This window comes from Listeria grandensis FSL F6-0971, assembly GCF_000525835.1.
Lineage (GTDB): Bacteria > Bacillota > Bacilli > Lactobacillales > Listeriaceae > Listeria_A > Listeria_A grandensis.
In genome coordinates this window covers 86,767-112,859 of the sequence record NZ_AODD01000005.1, presented here as the reverse complement: position 1 = coordinate 112,859, position 26,093 = coordinate 86,767, and the positions used below count along the sequence as shown (strand labels likewise).

Sequence of the window (26,093 nt, the reverse complement as noted above, 5' to 3'; positions counted from 1 at the left end):
TCCCGATTTCTATTTACCTCTCTACTATACACCTAGTGCCCCCTGTCTATGCAAGCCGTAAGCCTTCTTAATTCTAGGCACAAAAAAACCACCGCGGAAAAAAGGGGGAAACCGCGATGATCAAAAAGGGAGTTTTATCGGATGAACAACTACTAAAAAGGGGGAAAAAGTAATTGCTATCCTCTTTACATTTTCTATAATACAGGTCGCACATGATAACCAATCGAGAATCAGATGAGAAATTCATGAAAAATAGATTTTATCGTTTATAAATCCTGTTTCGCACAAAAAAACCAAGCTGGCAGGGGAACCAACTTGGGAAAAAGGAGTTTAGATATCCTATTACTAAAAAGGGGGGAAAAGTAAAGGTTATCTTGTTTACATTTACTATATTACATGAACTACCTAACATTGCGAGGAAAATCACATGAGATTTCCATTAAACTTTACCGACTTATTCATGTGAACTGCCGATATGAAATTTTTTCTTCGTCAACAGTACAATCGATAGCACAAGCAACACGACAATAAAGAACAGCGAAATCAACAAATTGCCTACAAAATAAGCCTTCACATCTCCAGTCACAATCATATTAGTCGCATTCGCACTTAAATAGGCGGGATTAAAAATTTGTCCCCAACCCGACGCTCCACTCACCAGCTCCAAAATAATCGCGCCACCAGCTCCTATCATAGCAACAACCGCTGTACTCCGAAATACGATTCCAAGGATAAGCACCGCCGAGACTAAAAACAAAACCCACACAAGATAAATCCCAAATCCAGCAAAAATACTCGCTGTTTGAATGCCACCATACAATAAGTAAACATAATAATACGCCGCAAAATATCCTAACCCTAACGAAATAAACACTAATAAGGCTTGAGAAAACCATTTTGCTAAAATGTACTGCCACGCTTTTACAGGTCTTGTTAAAATAAACGCCAACATCCCGTTGTTTTTTTCAGAAATAATTGCACCCATCAATGCTACAACTAAAATAATAATTCCAAGTTGATCAAACTGCGAAGAAAGCGTCCCAGCCATCACTTGTTGTGCGTTCACGTTGCCCATCAACTCAGCAATTGCAGATCCCTGCTCGCTACCATCACCGCCCATTGCCCCCATAATTTCAGGTAAATAATACATCATCAACGGCTGCATCATCCCAAGAATAGCAAACACAATCGGCAACCAAATCCATTTCAAGCTCCGCCAATGCTCCATCTGCTCTTTCAAAAAAAAGCGTCGTCACATTGTTCATTTACCCACCATCCTTAAAAAGACATCCTCAAGCGTCTCCTCGGCCTGACTCACACTCGTCCAAGCCATTCCAGTCACCGTTAACACGCGTAAAATAGCTTCACGCGCAGCGTCCACATTCTCCTGATAATATACATATAATGCGCCATGCTTGTGCTCCACCTGGCTAATTGCCACCTCTTTTACAATCAAACGCTCGAACTCCGACACGTCTGCCCCACCCCTCAACACAAAAACAGGTGTAGCATTCGCTTTAACCAACCTCACAATCCGGTCATCCGCCACAATCTCGCCATCCCGAATAATGCAAACACGTTCACATACTTCTTCAACATCCGCCAATATATGCGTGGAAAAAAGTAGCGTCGTCTCTCCTTTCAACGAGTGAATCAACTCGATAATTTCACGGCGCCCAATCGGATCCAGCGCGGAAACCGGTTCATCCATAATCAATAACGCCGGCCGATGCAAAATCGCCTGAGCAATCCCCAAACGCTGTCTCATGCCACCTGAAAAAGTAGCAATTTTCTGTTTCGGAGTCGCCTCAAGTCCAACTTGCGCCAAAACCTCAGGAATTCGCTCAGCCAATGCCACCTTATCCATACCAGAAAGTTTTCCCATGAACTGCAAAGCATCCGTCGCCGTCATCCAACCATAAAAATTAGGATACTGCGGCAAAAAACCAATTTGCTGTTTCATCTTCGTATGCTCTCCGCCACAAATCTGAATCGTCCCATTATCCAGGTTGATCATATCTACAATCATCTTCAAAATCGTCGTTTTCCCAGCACCATTAGGTCCAAGCAAAGCCACACATTCCCCAGCCACTAGCTGAAAACCGACATCCTTCACAGCCTGATACGCATCAAACCGCTTCGATAAATTCCTGACCTCCAATATTTTCTCCATCATCGATAGTCCTTCCTACCAAAAATAAAGTAAATAATCGATCCAATTGTACTAACGAGCAAAATAACGAGCAACCAAATAACCGGATTTTGCCGATTACTCCAGTGACGAATCAAATCCACCAAAGCCGTCACTAATAATATTAAGTATAAAATAAAAACTGGCGCTAATAATGCTAATGTGTTTGACATCCTGTTCATCCTCCCTTTCAACTGTTATACAAACAATATAACAGATGCATATAAAAGTCAATACAAAAAAACCGAGCATACACATAACGTATATCACTCGGCTTCAAAAATTATTCCTTCAAAGATGCCGCAATAAAATCATGGAATAGACGTTGCGGGCGAGTCGGGCGTGAAATAAACTCTGGATGATATTGACATGCCACAAACCACGGATGATCCGTAATCTCCACGACCTCGACAAGACGACCATCAGGACTCGTTGCCGATACTGTCATCCCCGCATTTTCTAACTGCTCGCGGTACTCATTGTTAAACTCATAACGGTGGCGGTGGCGCTCTTCAACCAATGTCATCCCATACGCTTCCGCCGTTCTTGTACCTTCTTTAATTCGTGCTGGATAAAGACCTAGACGCAATGTTCCGCCCATATCTTCCACATGTTTTTGCTCTGGCAATAAATCAATAATCGCATGTGGTGTTTTCGGATCGATTTCCGCAGAATTCGCACCTTCCAAGCCCATCACATTGCGCGCATATTCGATCGTCGCCAACTGCATGCCTAAACAAATACCGAAATATGGCACTTTATTTTCACGTGCAAATTTAATCGCGGTAATTTTGCCTTCGATACCACGGTCCCCGAAACCACCAGGAACTAGAATACCATCCGCATGACCAATTTTTTCTTGGACATTCTCAGGTGTAATTTCTTCAGAATCAACCCAGTCAATTTGTAGCTCAGCATCGTTCGCGTAACCCGCATGACGCAACGCTTCCGCTACAGACAGATACGCATCTGGCAAGGCAACGTATTTACCAACCAACGCGATACGAACTTTTTTTGTCAAATTCTTCACTTTATGCACAAGTTCTTCCCACTCAGACATGTCAGCAACTGGTGCTTCCAACTGCAGATGATCCAATACAATCTGATCCATTTTTTGCGCTTGTAAAGAAAGTGGCACATTGTATAACGTTTCCTCGTCACGCGCCTCGATTACTTCCGAAGCCTTCACATCACAAAATAGCGCGATTTTCTCTTTCATCTCTTGAGAAACTGGTTGCTCCGTACGAACAACAATGATATTAGGCTGAATCCCGTAACTACGTAATTCCTTCACACTGTGTTGCGTCGGTTTCGTTTTCATTTCTCCGGCAGCCTTGATGTAAGGAATTAATGTCGTATGAATGTAAAGCACGTTTTCAGCACCAACATCGCTCTTAATTTGGCGAATCGCTTCGATAAATGGCAAGGATTCAATATCACCAACCGTTCCACCGATTTCCGTAATAATTATATCCGAATCCGTCATACGAGCAGCACGAAAAACACGATCTTTCAGTTCATTCGTAATATGCGGAATAACTTGCACTGTCCCACCAAGGTAATCACCGCGACGCTCTTTCTTAATAACCTCGGAATACACTTTCCCCGTCGTTACATTGCTGTACTTGTTCAAATTAATATCGATAAAACGCTCATAATGACCTAAATCCAAGTCAGTTTCTGCACCATCATCCGTTACAAAAACCTCTCCATGTTGATACGGGCTCATCGTCCCAGGATCGACGTTAATATAAGGATCAAATTTTTGAATCGTTACACTAAGTCCTCGGTTTTTAAGTAGTCTACCAAGTGAAGCAGCCGTAATCCCTTTACCAATCGACGAAACGACGCCACCTGTCACAAAAATATACTTTGTCATTGTTCTAAAATCTACTCCTTTCGCCTTATCGAAAATTATTTCGGGGTGGAGAACCTTTACTTGCAAACTTTCATTGCTAAAAAAAGAAAATCGCCAATAGCTCATTCATGCCCTTGGCTCATACTTTTGTGCGTCATAACCCTCATAACACAAAAAGAAAACGCCCCACTTACTCATCATTTCTAAGTAAGGGAGCGCAATATTTATATCCGTCCTTATAAAAAGGAGCCCAAATAAAATATTACATAGATAGCGCAAATAAGTCAACCCTTTATTTCATGAAACCGTCCCCAAGCATTGCAAGTAGGGAATAAAAATATTTTCACAGAAAAACCTGCCTCATTGTTTCGAAGCAGGTATCCATTTTTTACTTCTCGAATTCATCCTCAAACTCATCATCATCTTCAATGACAGTCGTCAAATCGCCTTCAATCCCGTCAGGTAAATGATCTTCTGTTGGATCGTCGTCATCACTAACGAGACCATCTGTTAGAATTACTTCCTCTTCACCAAGTTCTTCTACCACATCGTCTTCTTCATAATCGATATCATCATCTAGAATATCTTCATCGTCGTCATCATCGTCATCTGATTTACGTTTCTTCTTCGGCTTCGTTTGCGTTTGAACTTCTTCATCAATCGCATCAATAGGATACCATGCACGCAGTCCCCAAGTATTATTACCAAGAGAAATAAAATTCCCCTCAATATTCATATCTGTATAAAATTGAACAAGTCTCTCTCTTACTTCGCCTTCACTTAAATCAAGAAACTTCGTAATTTCATCCACAATCGTTTGGAATGGCATTACTTCTCTTCTCGTTTCAAGAACATAGTGCGCCACTTCAATCAAAGATAACTCTTCACGTTCTTCTTTTGTCAATTGGCTCAAATCCAAAGCTGGCACGCCCCTTCTATAATAAAAAATTATTTCCTGCATTTTTTCTGACTCTATCTATTCTACATGTAAATGACGTCGAACACAATAAAATTATAACATACTCTTTCATAATCTGAATACAAGCCACCTGTTTATAACTTCTTAATAACACAATATCCAATATAAAAAAGCAGTATCGCAAGCAATAGTATCGGGATAGAACCTAATTGCATACTATATAGCATCGCTGTCGCAACAACAAGTAGTAGAAAAATAATACATATGAAAATTATATATCGCATAATTCGCAAAACCCCGATCTAAATTTTTCTACTAATTATCTATTGTGCGAAACACACGTGTCTCCACCTACATTTTTTCAGGTGCAGAAACGCCGAGTAGTGTAAGGCCATTACGAAGCGTAATCTGGGTCGCTTTAATCAATGCCAATCGCGCTTCCGATACCTCTTTATTCTCCGGATCCAATACTTTATTAGCATTATAGAAACGGTGAAACGCCGATGCCAAATCGTTCAAATAACGAACAATCCGATGCGGAATTCTCTTTTCTGCCGATTCTGCAACAACGTCCGGAAACTCTCCTAGTACTTTCAATAAGTCAAAATCCACTTCTGAATTCAGCAACGCCACATTCGCATCCTTACTCAAAGCAAAGCCCTGCTCCACGCCTGAACGTAGAATACTTGAAATCCGCGCATGCGCATATTGCACATAATACACTGGGTTTTCCGTTGATGTCGACTTCGCAAGCCCCATATCAAAATTCATATGCGTATCCGAGCTTCTCATTGCAAAGAAATAACGCGTGGCATCCAACCCAACTTCTTCGATCAAATCACGCATTGTCACTGATTTCCCAGTACGTTTACTCATTTTGACCTGTTTCCCGTCCTCATAAAGATGAACCAGTTGAATGATTTCAACCTCGAGATGATCCGGGCTATACCCAAGGCTCTCAATCGCCGCACGCATCCGAGGAATGTACCCATGATGATCAGCTCCCCAAACATCAATCAATACATCAAATCCCCGCTCTAGCTTATCCAAATGGTAAGCAATATCCGGTAGGAAGTACGTATAACTACCATCAGATTTGATTAAAACACGATCCTTGTCATCGCCAAATTCCGTTGTCCGAAGCCAAGTCGCACCTTCCTCTTCAAAAATATAACCATTCGCACGAAGCTTCGCCAATGCCGGCATAATCTTATCATTCTCATAAAGCGTCGTCTCAGAGAACCAGCTATCGAAATGCACGCGGAACTCCGCCAAGTCATCACGCAATTTTGCCGTTTCAAAAGCAAGCGCCTCTGTCCGAAATACACTACGCCTTACATCAACGTCCTCATGGACATACTTATCGCCATACTTATCCGCCAACTGTTTACCTAGATTAATAATATCCGCACCTCGGTACCCATCCTCAGGAAACGTCGCATCGATATCTAGCGCTTCAAAATAACGCGCTTCCGTCGACAAAATCAAATTATTAATCTGATTCCCAGCGTCATTGATATAATACTCACGCGATACGCTATAACCCGCCATTGTTAAAATGTTCGCTAACGAATCACCGATCGCAGCACCACGTGCATGTCCTAAATGCAAGTCCCCAGTTGGATTCGCCGATACAAACTCAATCTGGAATTTCTTTCCCTTTCCTGTATCACTCGAACCATAAGTATCATCTGCGTCCATAATAACAGGCACTAATGCCGTCAAATACGCATTATCTAAGTAAAAGTTAATAAAACCTGGTCCAGCAATCTCAATTTTATTGATCAAGGAATGTCCGTCTCCGATAGCTACCACAATCGTTTCAGCAATCGCTCTCGGTGCTTTTTTGGCCACACGCGCCAACTGCATAGCGATATTAGTAGAATAGTCCCCATGTTGCTTATCCTTTGGAACTTCCAGTAAAATCGCTGGCACTTCCGCCTTCTCTAACTTCAAGCTCTTTACAACTGCATCATTAATAATTGCAATCAAATCTTGTTGACTTTTTTGACTAACATTCATTCCTTATCCTCCTCTAAAATCATCGAGACATCGAAAAGTCCAATGTTCACACCTCTGTCTAACAACTCATACTGAAACTCTATCTTTCCAGAAAAAACCTCATCCTGTACATAGGCTTCCTCTATATTTAAAAGCTCCGATTCCATCATCAACTTACCAGCGCCGTAATCCACACTAATCGTGCTCCGCTTACGCTCTCTGAAGAAATGCATACGCATATTGACTGCGCCACTTCGCATCAGTAAAACCTCTTGATCTGTGATTTTCAAAACCGTTCTAATTACGCCTGCCTCTTGTTCTTCTTCATAATGAAGGTAACGACTTCCCGTTGTGTGGTCTAAATAAAACACGCCCGACGCAGCCATTTCCGTACATTCTTCTTCCATTTCCTGTTTAGAAATCGTCCTTAAACGCAACTGCACAGGTGTTTTTTCTTTATTACTCACGCTTTAAAGTCCCCCCATATAATTTAGAATGCACTACATTATAGTTAAAAACTGGCTAAAATGCAACCTCAGATCTGAAAAATATAATAATAAAAGCCTGCCATCTCACTCGTTATCCATGGAATCAATGTATTAAAAATAGGAGATATCGTGTACCTCGACAGCGGCGTAATAACTAGAATCAAAAAGAACAGCAATGCATAATTCTCATAGGCTTGTACTTTCAATCGCCATTTCAATGGTAAAAACTCCGATAGAATCTGATAACCATCCAGCGGCGGCAACGGCAACAAATTAAATATAAATAAAATCAAATTCAGCGATACAAACAAATTTAAAAAATGTAATATAATTTGCGAATACCCTATATCCATTTGCAAGAATAAGAAATAAAAACCCATCCCAACAAACGCCAGTAACAAATTACTAACCGGTCCAGCTAAGCTCACCACTACACTACCTACACGTCGATGTTTCATCTTATACGTATTTACCGGTGTCGGTTTCGCCCAACCGAATCCTGCAATAATAACGAAAATAAAGCCAATCGGATCGATATGCTTCAATGGATTGAACGTGATCCTTCCTTCATTCTTTGCCGTATCGTCTCCAAATAACAATGCAACCCACGCATGTGCAAGCTCATGTATCGTAAAGGCAATCAGCAATGTCACTATTACATAAGGTAAATCCTGCAATGAATAGGCCAAAAAATTCTCCATTCGTAATCTCCTTCTAAACTGTAATCTCCTAGTCTTAATTATGTTATACTATACTCATTAAATCAATACTTAGGAGTGAATTTCATGCCATTCGTCACAATAAAATTTCTAGAAGGTCGCACCGATGACCAAAAGAAGGCTGTTATAAAGGATGTAACAGACGCTGTTTCTAAAAATCTCGGTGCACCAAAAGAAAATATTCATGTCATCCTAGAAGAAATGAAAAAAACAGATTATGGTGTAGCCGGCGTTCGAAAATCTGACATGTAACCGTTCTATCCAGAAGCACTATGCTTTTCAGCCCATTCACGAGCTGGAATCACGGTGCTTTTCCTATTTTTTATATTCTTTCAGTGAATGGGCATGTATCAGGCTAATAATCTCCTCTGCAATCGGAGCACTAATCCGACCACTCTCAATGAAATCTAACGGATAATAAAGCTTCACATCCACACGTCGTTTACCAGCAATAGCTTCCACTATAGGCGACTCCGTTGATAATTCATGCAATTCCCCATTAGGCATCAATAATTGAATAGGCGACCTCCCAGCAACGTCTCCCAGCTCATACAAATCGTACGGTAAATCCGATGTTGAATCAATAACTAAATAATACTCTGGATCAATATCCGCCTTCTCCAATAATCCCTTCAACTTCAAATAAAGCTCGGCATCCACTTTCGAATCATAATTAATGTACTGCAATAACCTCCGATTCAAAAAACGACTACATAAATCACTTAAAATAGCATCTTCTTCGTACTGCCAAACCGAAAAGAAATACATCAATACCGTGTCATCCAACGTAATATACTCATCTAATGAAACATCTTGATCTAAAAATGGCAATAATTGCACCGGCGCCTGTGCGAAATGATAGCCTCTCTCATGCAAATTCCGTGCACGATCTAATATTTTCCACAAAAGCACCTCCGCACTCCTGCTGACCGGATGAAAATACACTTGCTGGTACATCTGATATCTGCTTACAATATAATCCTCCACTGCATGCATTCCCGAAGACTTAACAATAACACCATTACCGTCTGGACTCGGTCGCAATACACGCATAATCCGCTCCATATCAAAATTCCCATAGCTCACACCTGTATAGTATGCATCTCGTAATAAATAGTCCATACGATCCGCATCAATCTGGCTCGAAATCAACTTCACGAGCGTCTGGTTCTGGTACGTTTTATTAATGACTGCCGCCACTTTTTCCGGAAATAAGGTTCCGGCGCGTTCTAATACTGCTCGTACCTCTGTATTCCCCGTTATAATCGCCATCGTATAGTGCTCGTGATCCGTACTAAATACCTTCTCAAACGCATGTGAGAACGGTCCATGTCCTAGGTCATGAAGCAACGCCGCACATAGAGCAACGAGGCGCTCCTCATTATCCCATTGAATCTCCTGCGCAAACGTGCCTTCTACAATATGACGCGTTATTTCATACACACCTAACGAATGATTGAATCGACTATGCTCTGCCCCATGAAAAGTAAGTGATGTGGTTCCGAGTTGATGAATTCGGCGCAAACGTTGAAATTCTTTTGTTGCAATTAAATCCCAAATAATTTGATCCGAGACATGTACATATCGATGCACAGGATCTTTGAATACTTTTACTTCTGGTAATTTCGTCTCTAAATATGTCACATGTCATCTTCCCTCTCTCAATAGTAGCTTATAAATTCGCCAAAATTTTCTCATTTCGTAATATCAACCGCTCATAGTAAGCTGGATACCAAGTTAATTCTTCGCCCATTAAACGACTTGATTCCAGGCGCCCCGCAAAATGATATAATGCGTTCAGCAATTTCACCATCACATCGTTCACTTCAAGTGATGATTCCGATAGCTCCGATAAAGTCGTCATCACCGTTGGATCCACATTTGGAAATACATACTTATCTTGCTTATCTTTACCACTGATCTGGTAAAATTCCCGAATTAACTCTGCCCGTTTCTTCTGGTCTCCGTTCACCGCTAAATATATTTGTACAGCGACTCCCTTCGCCATTCTTCGCTGTGATATCCCAGCAAACTTCTTACCGTCCACACTTAAATCATAGCTTCCAGGGCAATAGGAACCAACTATTTCTCTTGCTTCCATCTTGTAGGCAAACGCTGGAAACATATGCTTAATCAGCGCAAACATGGTCTCATAGCCACGATCAATTGCGATTCCACGATCCACATCAGGAAAAACAAGTGACAAGTTGAGTATGCCTGAATCGAGTACCACAGCCAAACCGCCAGAATTCCGAACAACAGCTCGATATCCTTGCTCTCTAAAAAATGCGATGCCTTTTGCTAAATCCGGTAATTTCGTATCTTGAATCCCCATTGAGATGGTATCGTGATGCACCCAAGCCCTTGTCGTCGGTGGCGAAAGATGGCTACCAACAGATCGACACAGCGTATCGTCTGTCGCAAATGACTGCAATGCATCAAATGCAATCTGCACTGTCGTCTGATCGATAAATCGCCAATTTTCTTGCTTTAATAAATCAAGTCCTTCTATCATCCCATTTGCTCCATTTCTACTAATCGTTAACGTTATTATAGCACAGTCCCGCAACGATTTGGAGCACTTTTGACAAATTCGTTTTTTAAATGAAACCGTACATTTTTATGCCTGATTTTGTTATTTTACGCTTCTTTTTTTACTCGTCAAAATCAATTTTGCTATAAGTGCAACAGTAGCCAGTTTCCCTAAGCGGTTCCAGTTTTTCTTGTTCATGGTAATCGCCTCCTCCATACTAGTGTAAGTTTTTTTGCACCAATTCACAAACAAGGCGGCTTAGTATCTATAGATTCCCTGATGTTGATGGTTTGCATGCTCGCTCCCATGCATATTGGTGCTGTAACTCATTTCATTTCGAACGCAACTGATGGTTTACATGCTCGCTTTCGCTCCCATGCATATTGGTGCTGTAACTCATTTCATTTCGAACAGCACCAACAAAAACGCCCAAGCTGAGGGCTTGGGCAAAATTTAAAACCTAGGGAGTTTTAAATGAGTATATAGTTTTGGCACGGTTTACCAATCGTAATGGTCTGTTTTATTCGTGTTGCGTCTGCAATTACGTGGGTTACCCCATATGCGGTAAAGGAGGTATGCTACAATCGCAATTCCTATAAGTGGGAACAGGAAGTGGAATGTGATACCGATGATTTTAAATAGGATATTAAGTCCGATAATAACAAGGATGATGGTAAATAAGTACTTGAAAAAATTATTCATTTTAACGACCTCCAAATTTTTTATATCAACAGTTTAAAGTTAGCATGATTCAAATCTATGTGAAATCGCCCTATGTTCTAGCAACGATTAGTTTGTGACGTCTAGAATTTGAGCTGCCCGTGGTTCTTTCTGGATGATTGTATGTAGCTCTGTGGTTTTCAGTGGTACAATGATTTGCTGTGTCTGTGTTCCAACTAGTAACATAATGCCTAGTGCCGATAGTAGACCGAAAATCCCTTTTTTCACGTCGTTCACGCCCTTTTATTTGGTTGATAAGTTTATTATAGCTGGATTTATTTTTTTAAACGATAGGCTGTGGGCTGAAAATCTGTACGCCCTAAGTCGGATTTGTTAGCGGTGTTCGAATGCATACGAGCTACATCCCCAATACGCGCATTTATCCATGGAACCTTGCTTCATTTAATGATATGATGAGTTACAATATGAAGTGTTTGGAGGGATTAGAGATGAACAATGCGTATATTCAGGTACGTGATTTCCATGAAAAATTTAATGCACCTATTGCAACAACGCCTACAATGCTAGATAAAGAGCGTTTGGAAACTCGGATTAGCTGGGTGGAAGAAGAGCTTCAGGAATTGCGTGATGCAAAGACTGTAGTAGATCAAGCAGATGCCGTCATCGATGGGTTGTATTTCTTGATTGGGACATTGGTCGAAATGGGTGTAGAGCCTGAGAAACTATTCCAAATCGTACAAGATGCTAATATGGCCAAACTTTGGCCTGATGGAAAAGCGCATTTTCGCGAATCAGACAACAAGATCATGAAGCCTGCTGGTTGGATCGCACCAGAACCTCAATTAGAAAAAGAAATTGAACGTCAGACAAAGGCTAGCAAGCACATATGATAGCAGAACAAAATCAGCCTCGTATTTGGACAATTATTTGGGTTTTTGGCGTTTATCTTCTATTGTCTCTTCTGTTCCAAATTGTTAGTATCGTTTGGGATGTCACGACAGGGAATGATTTCCTCGATATGACCGTTACATGGCACAGTGAACTGTTCGGACTCACCGCCATGCTTATTGCACTTATTTTCGCAAAATGGCAAAGGATCCGGTTCTTTCGTTGGGAACGGATTAGCTGGAAGGGTTTTGTTTTTGCTTTCATCGTGATGATTGCGGCGATCGGGATTAGTTCTGTTATCGACTACCTTGGGCAAAATTTCACTTCTTACACCAATACGCAAAACGAAATATTGCTAGATGATGTTTATTCACAGGCTTCTTGGTTACTCAGTTTTCTGTCAATCGTTATTATTGCGCCATTTGTAGAGGAAATTATTTTCCGGGGATTTTTGATGCAACAACTTTTCCGAAATCGGTTATGGCTGGGCTGGATTGTTAGTAGTTTGCTTTTTTGCGCTGCACATGTTCCAACAGATTGGGTCAGTTTTCTGCTTTATTTGATTCCAGGTATTGCTCTTGGGGGGGTTTTATACAAAACAAGGCGGCTCGAACTCACTATTTTTGCCCACTTTTTGAATAATTTTATTGCTTTCATTTGGACATGAAAAAGCAGCGATTCTTTAATTCGGATCGCTGCTTCTTCTATTTTATATAACCAATGTGATAACACGGTCGCCTGGTTTTACTTCTTCTTCATCGACAACCATAACATCTAGATACTGATTTGTATTCGTTACGATAATTGGTGTTGTAATATCATAGCCTTCGCTTCTGATACCTTCAATGTCGAATTCTGTCAACAATTGACCTGCTGTAATTTTATCGCCTTGTTTTACGTGGACAGTGAAGTATTTCCCTTCTAGTTGAACGGTATCCATTCCGATGTGCATGAGGATTTCAGCGCCTGAATCGGTTGTAATTCCTACTGCGTGGCCTGTTGGGAACACCATCGTTACGGTTCCGTTTGCTGGTGAGTATAGCTTGCCTTCTGTTGGTACAATTCCCAAACCTTTGCCAAGTGCGCCGGATGAGAATGCTTCGTCCTTAACGTTTACAAGTGGGATAAGTTCGCCTTCAAGTGGAGATACTAAAACTTCTTGCTCAATTAGTGTTTCGCTTTGTGTCACAACTGGTGTTACGGATGCCGCTGTTTCTACTGGATCTTTGAAGCCAAATACAAGTGTTAAAATCAGACCTAATACAAAGCTGACAACCATTGCAAGCATAACCATCCAGAATTGTGTTCCGATTGGGCTACCTGGTTCGATGAAGTTCGGAATACCGAAGACGCCAAGTCCACCAAGGATATACCCTTGTGAGCCAGCAAAACCGATAATTCCGCCCCCAACTGCACCAGCGATACAACTCATAATAAATGGTTTTTTAAGTGGTAACGTAACCCCGTATATTGCTGGCTCTGTTACGCCAAAAATTCCGGAGATGAATGCTGGGAATCCGAGCGTTTTGATTTTTTTTGTTCTTTGTTTTTAGAATAACTGCTAGAACGGCACCGATTTGTGCAAAAGATGCGCCGAACGTCATTGCTAAAATTGGATCTGCGTGTAGTGTCGCAATGTTGTTGAGTGCCACCGGGATAAGCCCCCAGTGAAGCCCGAAGATAACGAATACTTGCCAGAACCCACCTAGGAATAGACCTGCGATAACTGGACTTAAATTGTAAACCCATAGTGTTCCTTGACCTAATAAGTCGCCTGCCCATACTGCGATTGGACCGATGACGATAAATGTTAATGGTACAACAATTAGTAATGTAAAGAATGGCACTAAGAATGTTTTTACAACGTCTGGAATTATTTTTTTAAGTCCTTTTTCAACTTTTGAGGCGAAGAATGTTGCTAAAATAATTGGAATAACCGATGAGGCATAGCTCATTAAAATGACTGGTATCCCTAAGAATGTAACGTGAATTGGTGATTCAAAAAGTGTTCCTGAAAATAGTGTGTACAAGGGTTTTCCGGCTGTTAATCCTGATATTGCTGGATAGACGAGTGCGCCACCGATGGCCATCCCGACGAATATGTTGCCGCCGAATTTCTTGATGGCTGTATAACCAAGGAAGATTGGGAAGAAGTAGAATAGTGCGTCCCCAATCGCGTATAGGATTTGGTAGGTTCCTGATGTTGCTGTAACCCAGCCGAATGCTAGGAACATCGATGCAAAACCTTTAATCATACCCGTTGCTGCTAATACGCCGAGAACTGGGGTAAATACACCAGAAATCATGTCGATAAATTTATTGAAAAGGTTTCCGCCACTTTCGTTTGATGATCCTTCTGCGCCTTCAGCAGAGATGCCACCAACAGATAGTACTGCTGCGTATACGTCTGGTACGTGGTTTCCGATAACGACTTGATACTGACCGCCACTTCTAAGTACAGAGATGACGCCATCCATTTTTTCTAGCTCTTCTGTTTTCGCAATACTCTCATCTTTCAGTTTAAAACGCAATCGCGTGATACAATGGAATACACTATTGATGTTGTCTGTTCCGCCGACTTTTTCGAGAATGTCTTTAGCGAGTTGTTCATATTTCATAATATAGACCTTCCTTCTTGCCTTATTTTTGCACAAAGAAAAACCCAAACCGTTTCATGGGAGAATACATGCGTATCCCACGAATCAGCTTAGGTAATGCCCGTAGATTGGTAACAATCCTTTGCGATGTCTATAATATATCACAGGTTGAAAACGATTACAAGTAGTTTTTTAAAAAATTTTTTTATTTTTATTTCGGCTTTAAAATTTGTATGTTTATTTAACTTGGTAGAGAATTGTGGAATTATTTGTATAGTTTCCTTTTGATTCTGATATTTGAACTTTAATTTGATTACCGCGAACAAGTTTGATTGGAATGCTGAAGTTTTTGGTAGTGCTTTTGATTAGTTTTTGTTCGGGAGTTATTGGTTTGCCTGCTAGATTTGTGATTCGGATGTATTTCGTTTTCGTTTCATCAGCGTTCCAAATGATCGTTCCTCTTAATGCCTTATTCGAATAAGTAATGGATTTTAAGGTTGTTCCAATGTAATTTCTAGCGGTTTGATGGATTTTACCGTTGTTTTTGTTGTTATTTAGCAATAGGAGCTGCAAGGCGTCTTTTTTACTGGTGGAGGAACCGTCGACAATGTTTCCTAGGTTTGTACTGCGAATGGTGTTATTAAAAACGCTTAGTAGTGCCGTTGGATAGTAGGCTGTGCGCTTGTTTTCTGTTACTGGGACTTCGCGAACATTGATGAGCGATCGGTAGTAATTGTTAATTTTACCGATGATTCGGAAGTTGTTGGATTGGATTGTGATACCGTTTAGAAGCGCTGTATCACTTATGCCTGCAAAAATTCGAACGGGATAATCAATATTTCTTGATGTGAAGTTATTACCAGTGAGGACGATGCCTTTTGGTCTGGTTAAGGTATTGTTTTTGCGCATATTGGTTGTGAAAAACGCGAATGTGTCTGGACTGTCGATATTGACCGTGTTTCCTTGATATAAAACATATTGAGCGCCGCTTGCTCTGAAGGCAGTATATTTCGTATAGTTTGGAACCGTTTTGAGACGCCATTTTTTTGCGATTAGCGGATTATTTGGGTTGACCTTGTTGGCACCAGCTGATAGATTTATTTGGTTATTTTTAACGATGATATGTTGATTGGCTGGGCCATAACTGTCAATCGCGGCATCTTGCATGCCATCTAAGGCTACTCCGCTTTTTTTGACTGCATCATAGTGGTAACTGCCGTAACGCTGCATCCAATCGATGACTTGGTTGTTGGAAATGTTAACGCCACTATTCCCGTAGTATAGAACAATACCGGTTCTGCCAAGATTTTTTATTCTATTTTTTGTAATAGTAGTGTTATCTGAGTACGTTAGTGAAATTCCGTTTTGTAAACCTGAATTTAATAGTTGACTATTCTGGATTGTGATATTTTTTGCTTTAGCGATGTTGATGATGCTCGTACCGACATTATTCGCATTGAAGATCATGTTGGAAATTTTGATATTTGTTTTCAGCGCTTTCTTGGTGGTGGCTTTGTAACCTGCAGCGGTCTCTTCTTTTGTCGTCATCCCGATATTTAAGAGATTATCTTGATAAAAATTAGTTGGATTCGATAGGTAGTTGAATTTTGATATCGCAGGGTTAAATTGTAGGGTAAAGTTTTGTAGTGTTATATCTGTGGCAGATTCTTGACTTGTTTGTGTTGAATCTGTGGTCATGGGGGCGTTATTCATGGTTAGCGTTGTCGCTGTGGGAGAAGCAGTTGGGCCAGTTAAAATAATATGCGATTTCAGAATTATTTTACCGTTTATATAAAATAATCCGGAGGGCAATGTTATCTGCTTTGCTTTCGATGCAGATACTTGGTTAATTGCATCTTGCAATAATTTACCGTTTTTTGTTGCTATTTCTGGTGTTGTCCCTTTCTCTAGTGGAACGATTTCTGCATTGGCTTCTTGAGGAATGAGGAAAAATACGAGGAGGCTAAAAATAATTCCTGTGATCAACGTGATGGTTTTCTTCATGCGAACCACCGCTTTCTATGAATGTGTCGAAATTGTGACTTTTTCTTAATATACCGCAAAAAAGTACATTCCAAACGCAAATTACTACGTTTGGAATGTACTTTTCTTATTTATTTTCTTTTGACATCCATTTGTAATTCTCAGAACCGATTGGATATGCGATGTAATCTTGTAGTGCTGCTTTTTGGAGATAAGCGCGTCCGCCTTGGTATAGTGGCACTAATGTTGCGTTATCTTTGAGCAAAATTTGTTCTGCTTTTAGAAGGGCATCCCAGCGTTTTTCTGGATCGGTGGATAGTGATCCTTTTGCGCCTAGTACTAATTTGTCATATTCTGTGTTAGAAAAGCCGGTGTGATTTCCTGGGCTGTCTGTTAGGAAGAGATTGAGATATGTTAGTGGGTCTGAGTAGTCTCCGCCCCATCCGCCGAGTAGCATTTCATAGTCTTGGCTAATATCGGCTACAAAGCTTGCTTTTTGTGTGACTGTTTTGATGTTGACGATCAATCCTGGTAGATTTTTTTTGAGTTGATCTTGCATGAACTCTGTTTGTTGTTTTTGCAAGGATGAATCGCCGGCTGTTAAGGCAATGGTTAGGCCTGATTTGCCGATTTCTTTTAGCCCCGATTCCCAGTATTTCTTAGCTTCTGTTGGATTGTAGCTTAAGAGATTGCCATTTTGTTCGCGGAAATCTTCTTTTGTTTTGGGATCAAACATGATTTTAGCTGGTACATTTCCGTTTAGTACGGCTGAGCCATTGGCAAGTAAGCGGTCTACCATGGATTGTTTATCGATTGCCATCGCTAGTGCACGGCGGATATTAACGTTTGCTAGGTCGGTTTTCTGGTCATCTTTACCTTGGTTCATCTTGAGGTAGACGGAGCGTCCTGTGAAGGTTTTGTTGAAATCGGGATCGTCTTTGTATTTGGAAACGAATTCACCGTCAAGTTCGATGCGATCTAGTTTATCAGTTGTGTATAGGTTCAACGCCTGATTCGTGTCTTTTACAACTTGAACGTGGATTTTATTCGCTTTCACGTTCTTTTTGTCCCAGTATTTATTATTTTTAACGTAATCCCATGTCTTTTTCGTGCCGTCCCAGTTTTCTAGTTTGAACGGGCCATTGGAAATCAAGTTTTCGCTAGATAAGGCGTAGCGGTCGCCTTGGCTCTCGATGTACGCTTGGTTTTGTGGGAAGAACGTGCCGGTTGTGAGCAAGTCTTTGAAAATTGGTACTGGATTTTCGAGCTCGACTTGTAGCGTTTTATCGTCTAGCGCCTTGACGCCAAGCTGGTCTGGATCCATGTCACCTTTTAAAATTTGCGTCGCGTTCTTCACGATTTCCTCCATCTGCGGGCCATATGCAGCGGCTGATTTCGGATCAACAACTTTTTTCCATGCGTATTCGAAATCGGCAGCGGTTACTGGTGTTCCATTCGACCACTCGGCGTCTTCACGAATTTTGAAAATCAGCGTTTTACCGCCGTCCTTTTCTTCTGGTTCTGCGGCAGCCATAGCTAGTGCTGGCTTGCCCTCTTTATCTAAACGGTATAATCCTTCATATATTTGATTGATTGCTTTAAAACTGACGCTATTGTCCGCGGTCGTTGGATTCACGCCGGGTATTTCGCCTGTTTCCATGATGTTAATCGTGCTGGTTTCTTTTTTCTCTGTATCTTTTGACTGACAAGCGGCAAGTAATACGAGTCCTAAAAGCATTAGGATGCCTAACATTTTTTTGCGCAAAATCATGTCCCCCTTTTATTTTTGGCCTCAAAAAAAGACCAAAGACATGTCTCCTTTTCAAGACATCTCTGTGGTCTTTATTAAACCATAATCTGTATTCATTGTAAACCAGAACTGTACTATTTTTTGTTTAAATAGACACCAGATCCGACGATTATAATGGTCATTGATAACAGCGCTGCAAGCATGAAAATAGACGGGTCATTGAACATAAAGATGCCGAGAAGTAGGAAGGTAAATCCGACTACTGATAACGTTATAACAGTTATCTTTCGCAAACTATTTCGTGATCTTGCATCTATTTTTTTAAAGCCGATCATTGTAAGCCATAAGAATATTTTTTTGGAATTAGAAAGGTACAGCGCCACCAGAACTAGGAGTGCCCCGACAAGTAGCAAACTGTAACGTCCTGTTGGGATTTCGTAACCTAAACTAAACAAGATGATCGTCAGTTGAATGATTGCAAGTAAGATTAGTAACGCATAAAACATGTACTCAAACTCCAAGCGATTATCTGGTTTCACCTTCTCTTTCCCGTAGTATTCTGTCCCGGTAAACATCACCATGAGAAAAGGAATTAAAATTAAGCCAAGCCATTTTTGGACGAACATGTCGGGTGAAAAATCCGTTCCAAAATGTACCGCTACCTCGCTTGGGAGTAGTGGATACGTTGCTAAGGTTAAAACTAGTGTCGAAAAAATAACCATGCTTGGAAACATTCCAATTCTTTTCATTCGTCTCGCCTCTTTCCTAAAATTAAATTTGGCGATACGTGGCTAATTCAGCTCGATCCTTGGCTATCCTGACATTTTTCAAAGTTCCTAGATGCGCTGCTGTGTCGTGATAACCGCGCTCTGTCAAAGCACGCGTCGCAGGCAAATATACAACAACCGCAAAACCGGCTCGTGAAAGCTGTTCCACCGTCGTTTTTACACAAAAATCAAAGGCTAATCCTCCAACAATAACAAGATCCACATCTCGCTCTCGTAAAAATTCGATCACACCGGTCGACAAGTTCTCACGAATATCATGATAGCAAGCGCCATATGGATGCAAGTCTGGCTCCATTCCTTTCCAAATAAAAAGATCGTACTCGGATGGATGTGGCATGCCATCTAGTAATTCGAAGCCTGGTGTTCCTGGAACGCAGTGCTTTACCCACGTGAGATCTGCATCAGGAAAACCAAGCGGGGCTAACATTTCTTCTGGATTTGTAACCGTCCAAACGGCTTGTTCGGGATGCGCGTCTTTACTACCGATTCGAAGGCTTCCTAGCTGTGCCATAAATTGTAATTCTGGTACGATAAGGTGGCCTTCTGGAACCGGTAGTTCATCGGGGCAAAGCGGCGTAAAACCTTTTTGAACATCCACATCAAAAGTGGCTATTTTCATGATTTATTACTCCTTTTTGCGATATGTCATCTGTGTGAATTGGCCGTATTTAACGACTTCTTCTAATTCCAGTTGCTCTTTTGTCCCTTTTTCAAAAAGTGGGGTGCCGTCTCCAAGAATTATCGGAGCAACAGTGATAATGAAGCGATCAATTTGTTGTTCTTCGAGGAATTTCTTTACTAACTGAGCGCCACCAACAAGCCAGATACTTTTTCCAGACGTGTTTTCCAACCAATTTTTAACGGAGCCATTTACAAATGCGGCGTATTCGTCTTTTGTACCCGCTTTTTCGTTAGAAAAAACATAAACATGCTTCTTGCTATATGGAAACGTGTCGGTGAGCGTGAATAATTGCTTATAGGTTGTATGCCCCATCACGACAGTATCAATTTCGTCCAAGAAGGTTGTATAGCCGTTATCTCCTTCTCCTTCGATTTCTTCTAACCATGCAACACTACCCGCTTTATCCGCTATATATCCATCTAAACTCATCGCTATAAATAATTCAATTCGCTTTTCTGTCATGCTAATCAAATCCCTTCACTACTAGTTTTCCGATCGACTTGCCTGATTCTAAAATTCGGTGTGCTTCTTTTATCGTGGTTGCATTTATTGGTGTTAATGTCTGATTTAAGGTAGATTTTAGAGCTCCTGTTTCAAATAATTGCGCGGACTTCGTCAATATGTCATGTTGGCGCACTTTATCAGGCGTGTTGTATTTGGAACGAGTAAACATGAATTCATAGCTCACCGTCACGCTTTTATCTTTGATGAGGCTCATGGATACTGGATTTTGAAGTTCTACAATGGAACAAATATGACCTTGTGGCAAAATGATTTCCTGCATCGCGTCCCAATAAGCGTCCGTGTTATGTAGGCATAAAATATAATCTACACCGTCAAAACCGAGCGTCTTTAATTGCGGCAAAAGGGGATGGCGATGACTGATGACATGCGTTGCACCCTGCGATTTGGACCAAGTAACCGTCTCATGGCGTGAAGCCGTCGTGATGACTTCAAGACCTGCCCATACGGCGAGTTGTGTTGCGATGGAGCCCACACCACCGGAACCATTGATGATCAGAAGTGATTTCCCAGCATCAGCGTCCGGATTGATTCGTATCCGATCAAACAGCGCTTCCCATGCCGTTATTAGCGTAAGTGGCATCGCGGCGGCTTCTTCCATAGTCAAATTCGCCGGTTTGGCGCCAACTAAATGTTCATCCACGAGTTGGAACTCCGCATAACTTCCTGATCGCGTGACGTCCCCAGCGTAATAAACGGCATCCCCCACTTGGAATAATTCGACGGCATCACCAATTTCCGTCACAATCCCGACGGCATCCCACCCTAGAATTCGCGCTTTCTCTTCCACCTCATTTTTTGGCGCACGCAACTTTGTGTCTACAGGGTTCACCGAGATGGCTCCGATTTGGACAAGTATATCATGCCCACTCGCTTTTGGTGTTTCTACCGTGACATCTAGAAAACTTTCTTTGGCTTCGATTGGCAAATATTTGTATAATCCTACTGCTTTCATTTTACAACACCTCGTTTTTTTATTATTCCCCGTCTCTTCACAAATAATGCATAGATTCGGAATTTTTTTTGGGAGATTAAAAAATTCGAACGGAAATGTTCGCATAAAAACTAGTTCAGAATAAGTCACGCAAATGAGGTATAAATATTTTAACGCAAAGTAAAAGAAAGCGCCTCCTCTCGTCCGTATTGCTCGCTATATTTCTTTTTTTAGTCACAGCTATTATCTGGAAAAATTGGTATTATTACTACATTGGGAATAGTTTCCTAAAACAAAGAAAGGAGTCGAAACCAAGAAAGAAGTTTGACGGGATGTATTATTAATTGCACGTATTTACTTTCACTCGAATTATGATTATTTTCAACTAGCTTAAATTAGGAGGTTATTATGGAAAAAACAGCTGATATTATGTTACTACCAAAAGTCGAAAAATTTTTAAGCGTACCCCAAAAACTATTTATCAATGGTACATGGGTGGACTCGATTTCAGGAAAAAATTTCGAAACGCTAGACCCAGCAACAGGTGAAACTATCACTTTAGCAGCAGAAGCCGGCGAAGCAGATATTGATTTAGCGGTAAAAGCTGCTCGCCACGCTTTTGAAATTGGAGAATGGTCAAAACTGAGTGGCATAGAAAGAGGCAACTTGATCAATAAACTAGCAGACTTGATGGAAGAAAATAAAGAAGAACTCGCGCAGCTTGACTCATTGGATAATGGAAAACCTATCCAAGAAACAAGAAATGCGGATGTGCCTTTATCTATTGAACATTTCCGTTACTATGCTGGTTGGGCAAGTAAAATTTTTGGTCAAAGCATTCCCGTAACAGGAGATTTCCTGAATTACACACGGCATGAGCCATTGGTGTTATTGGGCAAATCATCCCGTGGAACTTCCCACTTCTAATGGCGGCTTGGAAACTTGGAGCAGCCCTCGCAACAGAGTGTACAGTTGTACTGAAGCCTGCTGAGCAAACACCACTATCTGCACTTTATCTGGCAGAAGCAGGATTTCCAGATGGCATTCTAAACATTGTCACAGGCGCTGCAAAGACAGGCGAAGCACTTGTTGACCACCCAAATGTCGTTAAAATCGCTTTTACTGGTTCTACTAAAGTTGGGAAACATATTATGAGTCAGGTTTCAGAAGACCACAAACGTGTAACGCTTGAACTAGGGGGGGAAATCTCCAAATATTATCTTCCCTGATGCTGATTTATCGCGGGCTATTCCTGGCGCATTAAGTGGTATCATGTTTAATCAAGGGCAAGTGTGTTGCGCGGGCTCACGATTGTTTGTCCACAGAGACACTTTGGATACGGTGGTTCCTGAACTAGTTGCCCAAGCAAAAAAAATACAGCAAGGTCCTGGTCTGGACGGCGAAACGACCATGGGACCACTAATATCTAAAAAGCAACAGGAACGCGTACTGAATTATATTGAATCCGGCAAAAAAGAAGGAGCCGAGATACTAATTGGAGGAACCGCGCCATCTGAAAAAGGTTTCTTCGTAGAACCAACCATATTCACTAATGTAACAGACGATATGGTCATTGCCAAAGAAGAAATTTTTGGTCCAGTCGTTGCGATACTTCCCTTTGATACAATAGATGAAGTTATTGAGCGTTCCAATGCGACTAACTACGGTCTTGCTGCAGGTATTTGGACAGAAAATATACGAACAGCCCATCGTGTTGCGGAAAAACTCGAAGCAGGAACCGTCTGGATTAACTGCTACAACGTATTTGATGCGGCATCACCATTTGGTGGGTACAAAGAATCAGGAATTGGTCGAGAAATGGGATCCTATGCATTAGATAACTATACAGAAGTAAAAAGTGTTTGGGTTAACCTCCAATAATGACTTACTGACTACCAAGCTGGGTAAAACTCATTTGTATATAAATGGAGGCTACACAATATTTTTCACGCATTTTTTTCAAAATATCTCAAGATGAACGAAACGCCAACGAACCATGAAAGGTCCTATGAACTAGCATTTACACGAAAAATAAGTTATACTTGCTTCGTTAGCTGAAAGCGATTTCAAATATATCGGAATACTCGGGAGGTATGAAATGAAAAAGAAAAGTTATTGGTTCATCGGATTGGGTACTATTCTGCTTATTATAGCTGGGATTATCAGTTTTAATTTGCTAAGTAAAGACAAGGAACAAACATCAGACTTAACAAAGAACGCTCCGCAATCAAAGGTTTCAAACTTTAAAAATGTGATCGATATCTCTGCAAACCCTACAGAAAATATGTACGGAAATTATGATACAAATAGATTTAATAATTTTTCTGATTTAGGCGCTTGGCACGGTTATTATTTACCGGATGGTAATGTACCTGATATACTGGGCGGCTTTGCCGGTCCTGTCATCCTTGCTGAGGAGTATCCCGCTAATTTAGCGAAAACGTTTAATAAAATTCGAATTGCAAATGATGATACAAAAACAACGTATGATTTAAGCAAAGCGAGTACAGATTTCGCATATTATCCAGGGAAGTTAGTACAAAAATATGAACTGGATGATGTAACATTGCAATTAGACCTGATTTTTACTAGCAATCGTACAGCCCTTATTAAAACAAATATCACAAATAAAACAGAAAAGCCGCTTCACTTATCACTTTCATGGCAGGGAACTTTGCTTAACAAACTCCATGACTGTAGCAATGACATCGACTTGAAGCAAACGCTTGAATCAACAACCAATGGCGTCCAAGTTAATTTTCCTAATATAAGAGAAATGTGGGCGTTCTTCTCCACGACACAAACAAAATATTCTATTTATCATGATATGCCTGTTACAAACGCTATTGATAAGAATACATATACATCAAAAGCAAAGAGCCCGATTACGATTGATCCACAGAAAAATTTTGCAACCTATGCCGTGGAAAGTTATACATTCACCGATCAAGAGTTGCAGACTGAAAAAGCAAATTGGGATGCTTATATAGCAGACCAAGATAAGTTGTTCCAAAGTAATAACAAGCGCTGGCAAGGCTATTTAGACAAAACATTTGCAGAAAAAAAATATAACCATTATCCAGAATATAAAAATGCTGCCGTGAAAACCATTCAAACACTGACAACAAACTGGCGTAGTCCAGCTGGTGCAATAAAGCACGACGGTATTGTCCCGTCTATGTCCTATAAATGGTTTATCGGGCTTTGGTCTTGGGATTCATGGAAAGAAGCCGTCGCGACGGTGAATTTCAACCCAGAACTAGCGAAAAATAGCGTGCGTGCCTTGTTCGATTACCAAATTCAAAAAGATGATCCGATTATGCCGCAAGATTCCGGTGCTATAATCGATGCCATTTTCTATAATAAAACACCCGAACGCGGCGGAGACGGCGGAAACTGGAATGAGCGTAATTCGAAGCCACCTCTTTCCGCTTGGGCAGTGTGGAATATTTATACGGCTACAAAAGATAAAGCATTCTTAAAGGAAATGTATCCAAAACTAGTTAACTATCACGAATGGTGGTATTCTAACCGAGACCATGACAAAAACGGCATCGCAGAGTACGGTAGCATGATTAGCGACGCAAACTGGAAAAAAGATGCGAACGACAATAATATCAAAGATGCCAACGGAAATTATGAACTCAATGATGAAGCAGTTATCGAAGCGGCTGCTTGGGAAAGCGGTATGGATAATGCCGTTCGTTTTGACAAAGATGGCGTTGGAAAAAACGATCCCGGTGTGTTAGTTTTTGAAAATAAAAACAGCGATAACAAAGTGATCGGTTACTCTATCAATCAAGAGTCTGTTGATCTAAATGCCTACCTTTATGCAGAAAAAGGTTTCCTACTCTCGATGGCAAATGAGCTAGGTAAAGATAACGATGCTAGTAAATACAAAAAAGAAGGCACAAAAGTACAAGACTACATCGAAAAAAATATGTATGACAAAGATACAGATTTTTATTATGACCTGCAAATAACGGACGATGCTTCCAAAACAAAACTGCTCGTAAACCGAGGAAAAGGAACAGAAGGCTGGATTCCGCTTTGGGCAAAGCTGTCAGATTCAGATAAGGCAGAAAAAGTACGCGAAAACATGCTATCCTCAAATAAATTCAACACATACGTGCCATTTCCCACTGCGTCCAAAGACAATCCGCGATTCAGTGCCACAGAATATTGGCGCGGACCAGTTTGGCTCGATCAAGCATTGTTCGGTATAGAAGCCCTACAAAATTATGGCTATAAGTCAGACGCAACCTTCTTATCCAAAAACTTGTTTAACCATGCAGAAGGCTTGATGGGCAACGGTCCAATTCATGAAAATTACGATCCGCTTACCGGAGATGGCTTAAGCACAAAAAACTTTAGCTGGTCTTCTGCCGCCTACTATTTAATGTACCAAAATACAATTGTAGGCAACAAAACAACCAGTCAGACTGGGATAGAAAAATAATATCTTCTGTGCCTACAATTTCAATGTTTATAAATAGTATCAACCATTTCCCTGATAAAATACAAAATCGCCCAGCCTATCATTTTGGCTGAGCGATTTT

Annotated in this window: 22 protein-coding genes and 2 pseudogenes; 5 read left to right on the top strand and 19 right to left on the bottom strand. The window is 40.9% G+C overall.

Going from position 1 to position 26,093, the window contains the following annotated elements:
- Positions 1-454 precede the first annotated feature (454 nt).
- The 8 genes from PGRAN_RS04885 to PGRAN_RS04850 form a co-directional block, all read right to left on the bottom strand.
- On the bottom strand, positions 455-1,240 hold the full coding sequence (locus PGRAN_RS04885; protein ID WP_241433283.1) for an ABC transporter permease: 786 nt from the start codon (positions 1,238-1,240) through the stop codon (positions 455-457).
- 21 nt (positions 1,241-1,261) lie between these two features.
- Entirely contained in the window at positions 1,262-2,176 is a 915-nt protein-coding gene (locus PGRAN_RS04880) for an ABC transporter ATP-binding protein (protein ID WP_051998422.1), read from the bottom strand.
- A complete protein-coding gene (locus PGRAN_RS04875) occupies positions 2,173-2,364 on the bottom strand; it encodes a PLDc N-terminal domain-containing protein (protein ID WP_036065617.1) in 192 nt (63 codons plus the stop codon). The genes PGRAN_RS04880 and PGRAN_RS04875 overlap by 4 nt, the downstream gene beginning before the upstream one ends.
- A 110-nt stretch (positions 2,365-2,474) precedes the next feature.
- Positions 2,475-4,070: a CTP synthase gene (locus PGRAN_RS04870; RefSeq protein WP_036065614.1), complete on the bottom strand. Its 1,596-nt coding sequence runs from the start codon at positions 4,068-4,070 to the stop codon at positions 2,475-2,477.
- A 367-nt stretch (positions 4,071-4,437) separates the two neighbouring features.
- Complete coding sequence (rpoE, locus tag PGRAN_RS04865; RefSeq protein ID WP_036065717.1) at positions 4,438-4,968, bottom strand: DNA-directed RNA polymerase subunit delta; 531 nt, start codon at positions 4,966-4,968, stop codon at positions 4,438-4,440.
- Between the two features lie 351 nt (positions 4,969-5,319).
- Positions 5,320-6,990 carry an arginine--tRNA ligase gene (gene argS, locus PGRAN_RS04860; protein WP_036065612.1) on the bottom strand — a complete coding sequence of 557 codons (1,671 nt, stop codon included), beginning with the start codon at positions 6,988-6,990 and terminating at the stop codon, positions 5,320-5,322.
- On the bottom strand, positions 6,987-7,436 hold the full coding sequence (locus PGRAN_RS04855) for a YwiB family protein (RefSeq protein ID WP_036065610.1): 450 nt from the start codon (positions 7,434-7,436) through the stop codon (positions 6,987-6,989). The genes argS and PGRAN_RS04855 overlap by 4 nt, the downstream gene beginning before the upstream one ends.
- Before the next feature lie 68 nt (positions 7,437-7,504).
- Complete coding sequence (locus PGRAN_RS04850) at positions 7,505-8,158, bottom strand: site-2 protease family protein (protein ID WP_036065608.1); 654 nt, start codon at positions 8,156-8,158, stop codon at positions 7,505-7,507.
- Positions 8,159-8,242: 84 nt separating this feature from the next.
- Here PGRAN_RS04850 and PGRAN_RS04845 point away from each other — a divergent pair, with 84 nt between their 5' ends.
- Positions 8,243-8,428 carry a 2-hydroxymuconate tautomerase gene (locus tag PGRAN_RS04845; RefSeq protein WP_036065606.1) on the top strand — a complete coding sequence of 62 codons (186 nt, stop codon included), beginning with the start codon at positions 8,243-8,245 and terminating at the stop codon, positions 8,426-8,428.
- A gap of 63 nt (positions 8,429-8,491) precedes the next feature.
- Here the strand turns inward: PGRAN_RS04845 and PGRAN_RS04840 are convergent, their stop codons facing one another.
- The 4 genes from PGRAN_RS04840 to PGRAN_RS16730 all read right to left on the bottom strand — a co-directional run bounded on the left by PGRAN_RS04840 (position 8,492) and on the right by PGRAN_RS16730 (position 11,657).
- Positions 8,492-9,820 (bottom strand): HD domain-containing protein, encoded by a 1,329-nt coding sequence (locus PGRAN_RS04840; protein WP_036065604.1) that lies wholly within the window; start codon positions 9,818-9,820, stop codon positions 8,492-8,494.
- 28 nt (positions 9,821-9,848) lie between these two features.
- Positions 9,849-10,691 carry a lipoyl-[GcvH]:protein N-lipoyltransferase gene (lipL, locus tag PGRAN_RS04835; protein WP_036065601.1) on the bottom strand — a complete coding sequence of 281 codons (843 nt, stop codon included), beginning with the start codon at positions 10,689-10,691 and terminating at the stop codon, positions 9,849-9,851.
- A gap of 516 nt (positions 10,692-11,207) precedes the next feature.
- On the bottom strand, positions 11,208-11,411 hold the full coding sequence (locus PGRAN_RS04830) for a hypothetical protein (RefSeq protein ID WP_036065599.1): 204 nt from the start codon (positions 11,409-11,411) through the stop codon (positions 11,208-11,210).
- An 87-nt stretch (positions 11,412-11,498) separates the two neighbouring features.
- Positions 11,499-11,657: a hypothetical protein gene (locus PGRAN_RS16730; protein ID WP_159101110.1), complete on the bottom strand. Its 159-nt coding sequence runs from the start codon at positions 11,655-11,657 to the stop codon at positions 11,499-11,501.
- A 221-nt stretch (positions 11,658-11,878) separates the two neighbouring features.
- On the opposite strand from PGRAN_RS16730, the gene PGRAN_RS04825 reads away from it, so the two are divergent.
- Positions 11,879-12,280, top strand: a complete 402-nt coding sequence (locus PGRAN_RS04825) for a pyrophosphohydrolase domain-containing protein (protein WP_241433282.1) — start codon at positions 11,879-11,881, stop codon at positions 12,278-12,280.
- The gene (locus PGRAN_RS15530; RefSeq protein WP_051998421.1) at positions 12,277-12,945 is read left to right on the top strand and encodes a CPBP family intramembrane glutamic endopeptidase; all 669 of its coding nucleotides are present in this window, start codon (positions 12,277-12,279) and stop codon (positions 12,943-12,945) included. Before PGRAN_RS04825 ends, PGRAN_RS15530 begins: the two co-directional genes overlap by 4 nt.
- A 42-nt stretch (positions 12,946-12,987) precedes the next feature.
- Here the strand turns inward: PGRAN_RS15530 and PGRAN_RS04815 are convergent.
- From PGRAN_RS04815 to PGRAN_RS04785, 7 genes and pseudogenes are all read right to left on the bottom strand, one after another.
- Positions 12,988-14,896 (bottom strand): annotated as a pseudogene (locus PGRAN_RS04815) (beta-glucoside-specific PTS transporter subunit IIABC).
- 216 nt (positions 14,897-15,112) lie between these two features.
- Positions 15,113-16,879 (bottom strand): right-handed parallel beta-helix repeat-containing protein, encoded by a 1,767-nt coding sequence (locus PGRAN_RS04810; protein ID WP_036065598.1) that lies wholly within the window; start codon positions 16,877-16,879, stop codon positions 15,113-15,115.
- A 106-nt stretch (positions 16,880-16,985) separates the two neighbouring features.
- Entirely contained in the window at positions 16,986-18,611 is a 1,626-nt protein-coding gene (locus PGRAN_RS04805) for a peptide ABC transporter substrate-binding protein (RefSeq protein WP_077914593.1), read from the bottom strand.
- Between the two features lie 131 nt (positions 18,612-18,742).
- A complete protein-coding gene (locus PGRAN_RS04800) occupies positions 18,743-19,357 on the bottom strand; it encodes a DUF1648 domain-containing protein (RefSeq protein WP_036065595.1) in 615 nt (204 codons plus the stop codon).
- Between the two features lie 22 nt (positions 19,358-19,379).
- Positions 19,380-20,015: an isochorismatase family protein gene (locus PGRAN_RS04795; protein ID WP_036065594.1), complete on the bottom strand. Its 636-nt coding sequence runs from the start codon at positions 20,013-20,015 to the stop codon at positions 19,380-19,382.
- 6 nt (positions 20,016-20,021) lie between these two features.
- The gene (locus PGRAN_RS04790; protein WP_036065593.1) at positions 20,022-20,540 is read right to left on the bottom strand and encodes a dihydrofolate reductase family protein; all 519 of its coding nucleotides are present in this window, start codon (positions 20,538-20,540) and stop codon (positions 20,022-20,024) included.
- A gap of 1 nt (position 20,541) precedes the next feature.
- On the bottom strand, positions 20,542-21,555 hold the full coding sequence (locus PGRAN_RS04785; protein WP_036065592.1) for a zinc-binding alcohol dehydrogenase family protein: 1,014 nt from the start codon (positions 21,553-21,555) through the stop codon (positions 20,542-20,544).
- A 387-nt stretch (positions 21,556-21,942) separates the two neighbouring features.
- Here PGRAN_RS04785 and PGRAN_RS04780 point away from each other — a divergent pair.
- Positions 21,943-23,415: pseudogene (locus tag PGRAN_RS04780) on the top strand (aldehyde dehydrogenase family protein).
- A 217-nt stretch (positions 23,416-23,632) separates the two neighbouring features.
- On the top strand, positions 23,633-25,993 hold the full coding sequence (gene ygjK / locus PGRAN_RS04775; RefSeq protein WP_036065591.1) for an alpha-glucosidase: 2,361 nt from the start codon (positions 23,633-23,635) through the stop codon (positions 25,991-25,993).
- Positions 25,994-26,093 lie beyond the last annotated feature (100 nt).

Coding starts and splice junctions, on each gene's coding strand:
- PGRAN_RS04800 (WP_036065595.1), bottom strand. CDS start 19,357: ATGAAAAGAATTGGAATGTTTCCAAGCATGGTTATTTTTTCGACACTA.
- PGRAN_RS04795 (WP_036065594.1), bottom strand. CDS start 20,015: ATGAAAATAGCCACTTTTGATGTGGATGTTCAAAAAGGTTTTACGCCG.
- PGRAN_RS04825 (WP_241433282.1), top strand. CDS start 11,879: ATGAACAATGCGTATATTCAGGTACGTGATTTCCATGAAAAATTTAAT.
- PGRAN_RS04850 (WP_036065608.1), bottom strand. CDS start 8,158: ATGGAGAATTTTTTGGCCTATTCATTGCAGGATTTACCTTATGTAATA.
- PGRAN_RS15530 (WP_051998421.1), top strand. CDS start 12,277: ATGATAGCAGAACAAAATCAGCCTCGTATTTGGACAATTATTTGGGTT.
- PGRAN_RS04810 (WP_036065598.1), bottom strand. CDS start 16,879: ATGAAGAAAACCATCACGTTGATCACAGGAATTATTTTTAGCCTCCTC.
- ygjK (WP_036065591.1), top strand. CDS start 23,633: ATGAAAAAGAAAAGTTATTGGTTCATCGGATTGGGTACTATTCTGCTT.
- PGRAN_RS04805 (WP_077914593.1), bottom strand. CDS start 18,611: ATGTTAGGCATCCTAATGCTTTTAGGACTCGTATTACTTGCCGCTTGT.
- PGRAN_RS04870 (WP_036065614.1), bottom strand. CDS start 4,070: ATGACAAAGTATATTTTTGTGACAGGTGGCGTCGTTTCGTCGATTGGT.
- argS (WP_036065612.1), bottom strand. CDS start 6,990: ATGAATGTTAGTCAAAAAAGTCAACAAGATTTGATTGCAATTATTAAT.
- PGRAN_RS04790 (WP_036065593.1), bottom strand. CDS start 20,540: ATGACAGAAAAGCGAATTGAATTATTTATAGCGATGAGTTTAGATGGA.
- PGRAN_RS04785 (WP_036065592.1), bottom strand. CDS start 21,555: ATGAAAGCAGTAGGATTATACAAATATTTGCCAATCGAAGCCAAAGAA.
- lipL (WP_036065601.1), bottom strand. CDS start 10,691: ATGATAGAAGGACTTGATTTATTAAAGCAAGAAAATTGGCGATTTATC.
- PGRAN_RS04845 (WP_036065606.1), top strand. CDS start 8,243: ATGCCATTCGTCACAATAAAATTTCTAGAAGGTCGCACCGATGACCAA.
- PGRAN_RS04830 (WP_036065599.1), bottom strand. CDS start 11,411: ATGAATAATTTTTTCAAGTACTTATTTACCATCATCCTTGTTATTATC.
- PGRAN_RS04880 (WP_051998422.1), bottom strand. CDS start 2,176: ATGATGGAGAAAATATTGGAGGTCAGGAATTTATCGAAGCGGTTTGAT.
- PGRAN_RS04875 (WP_036065617.1), bottom strand. CDS start 2,364: ATGTCAAACACATTAGCATTATTAGCGCCAGTTTTTATTTTATACTTA.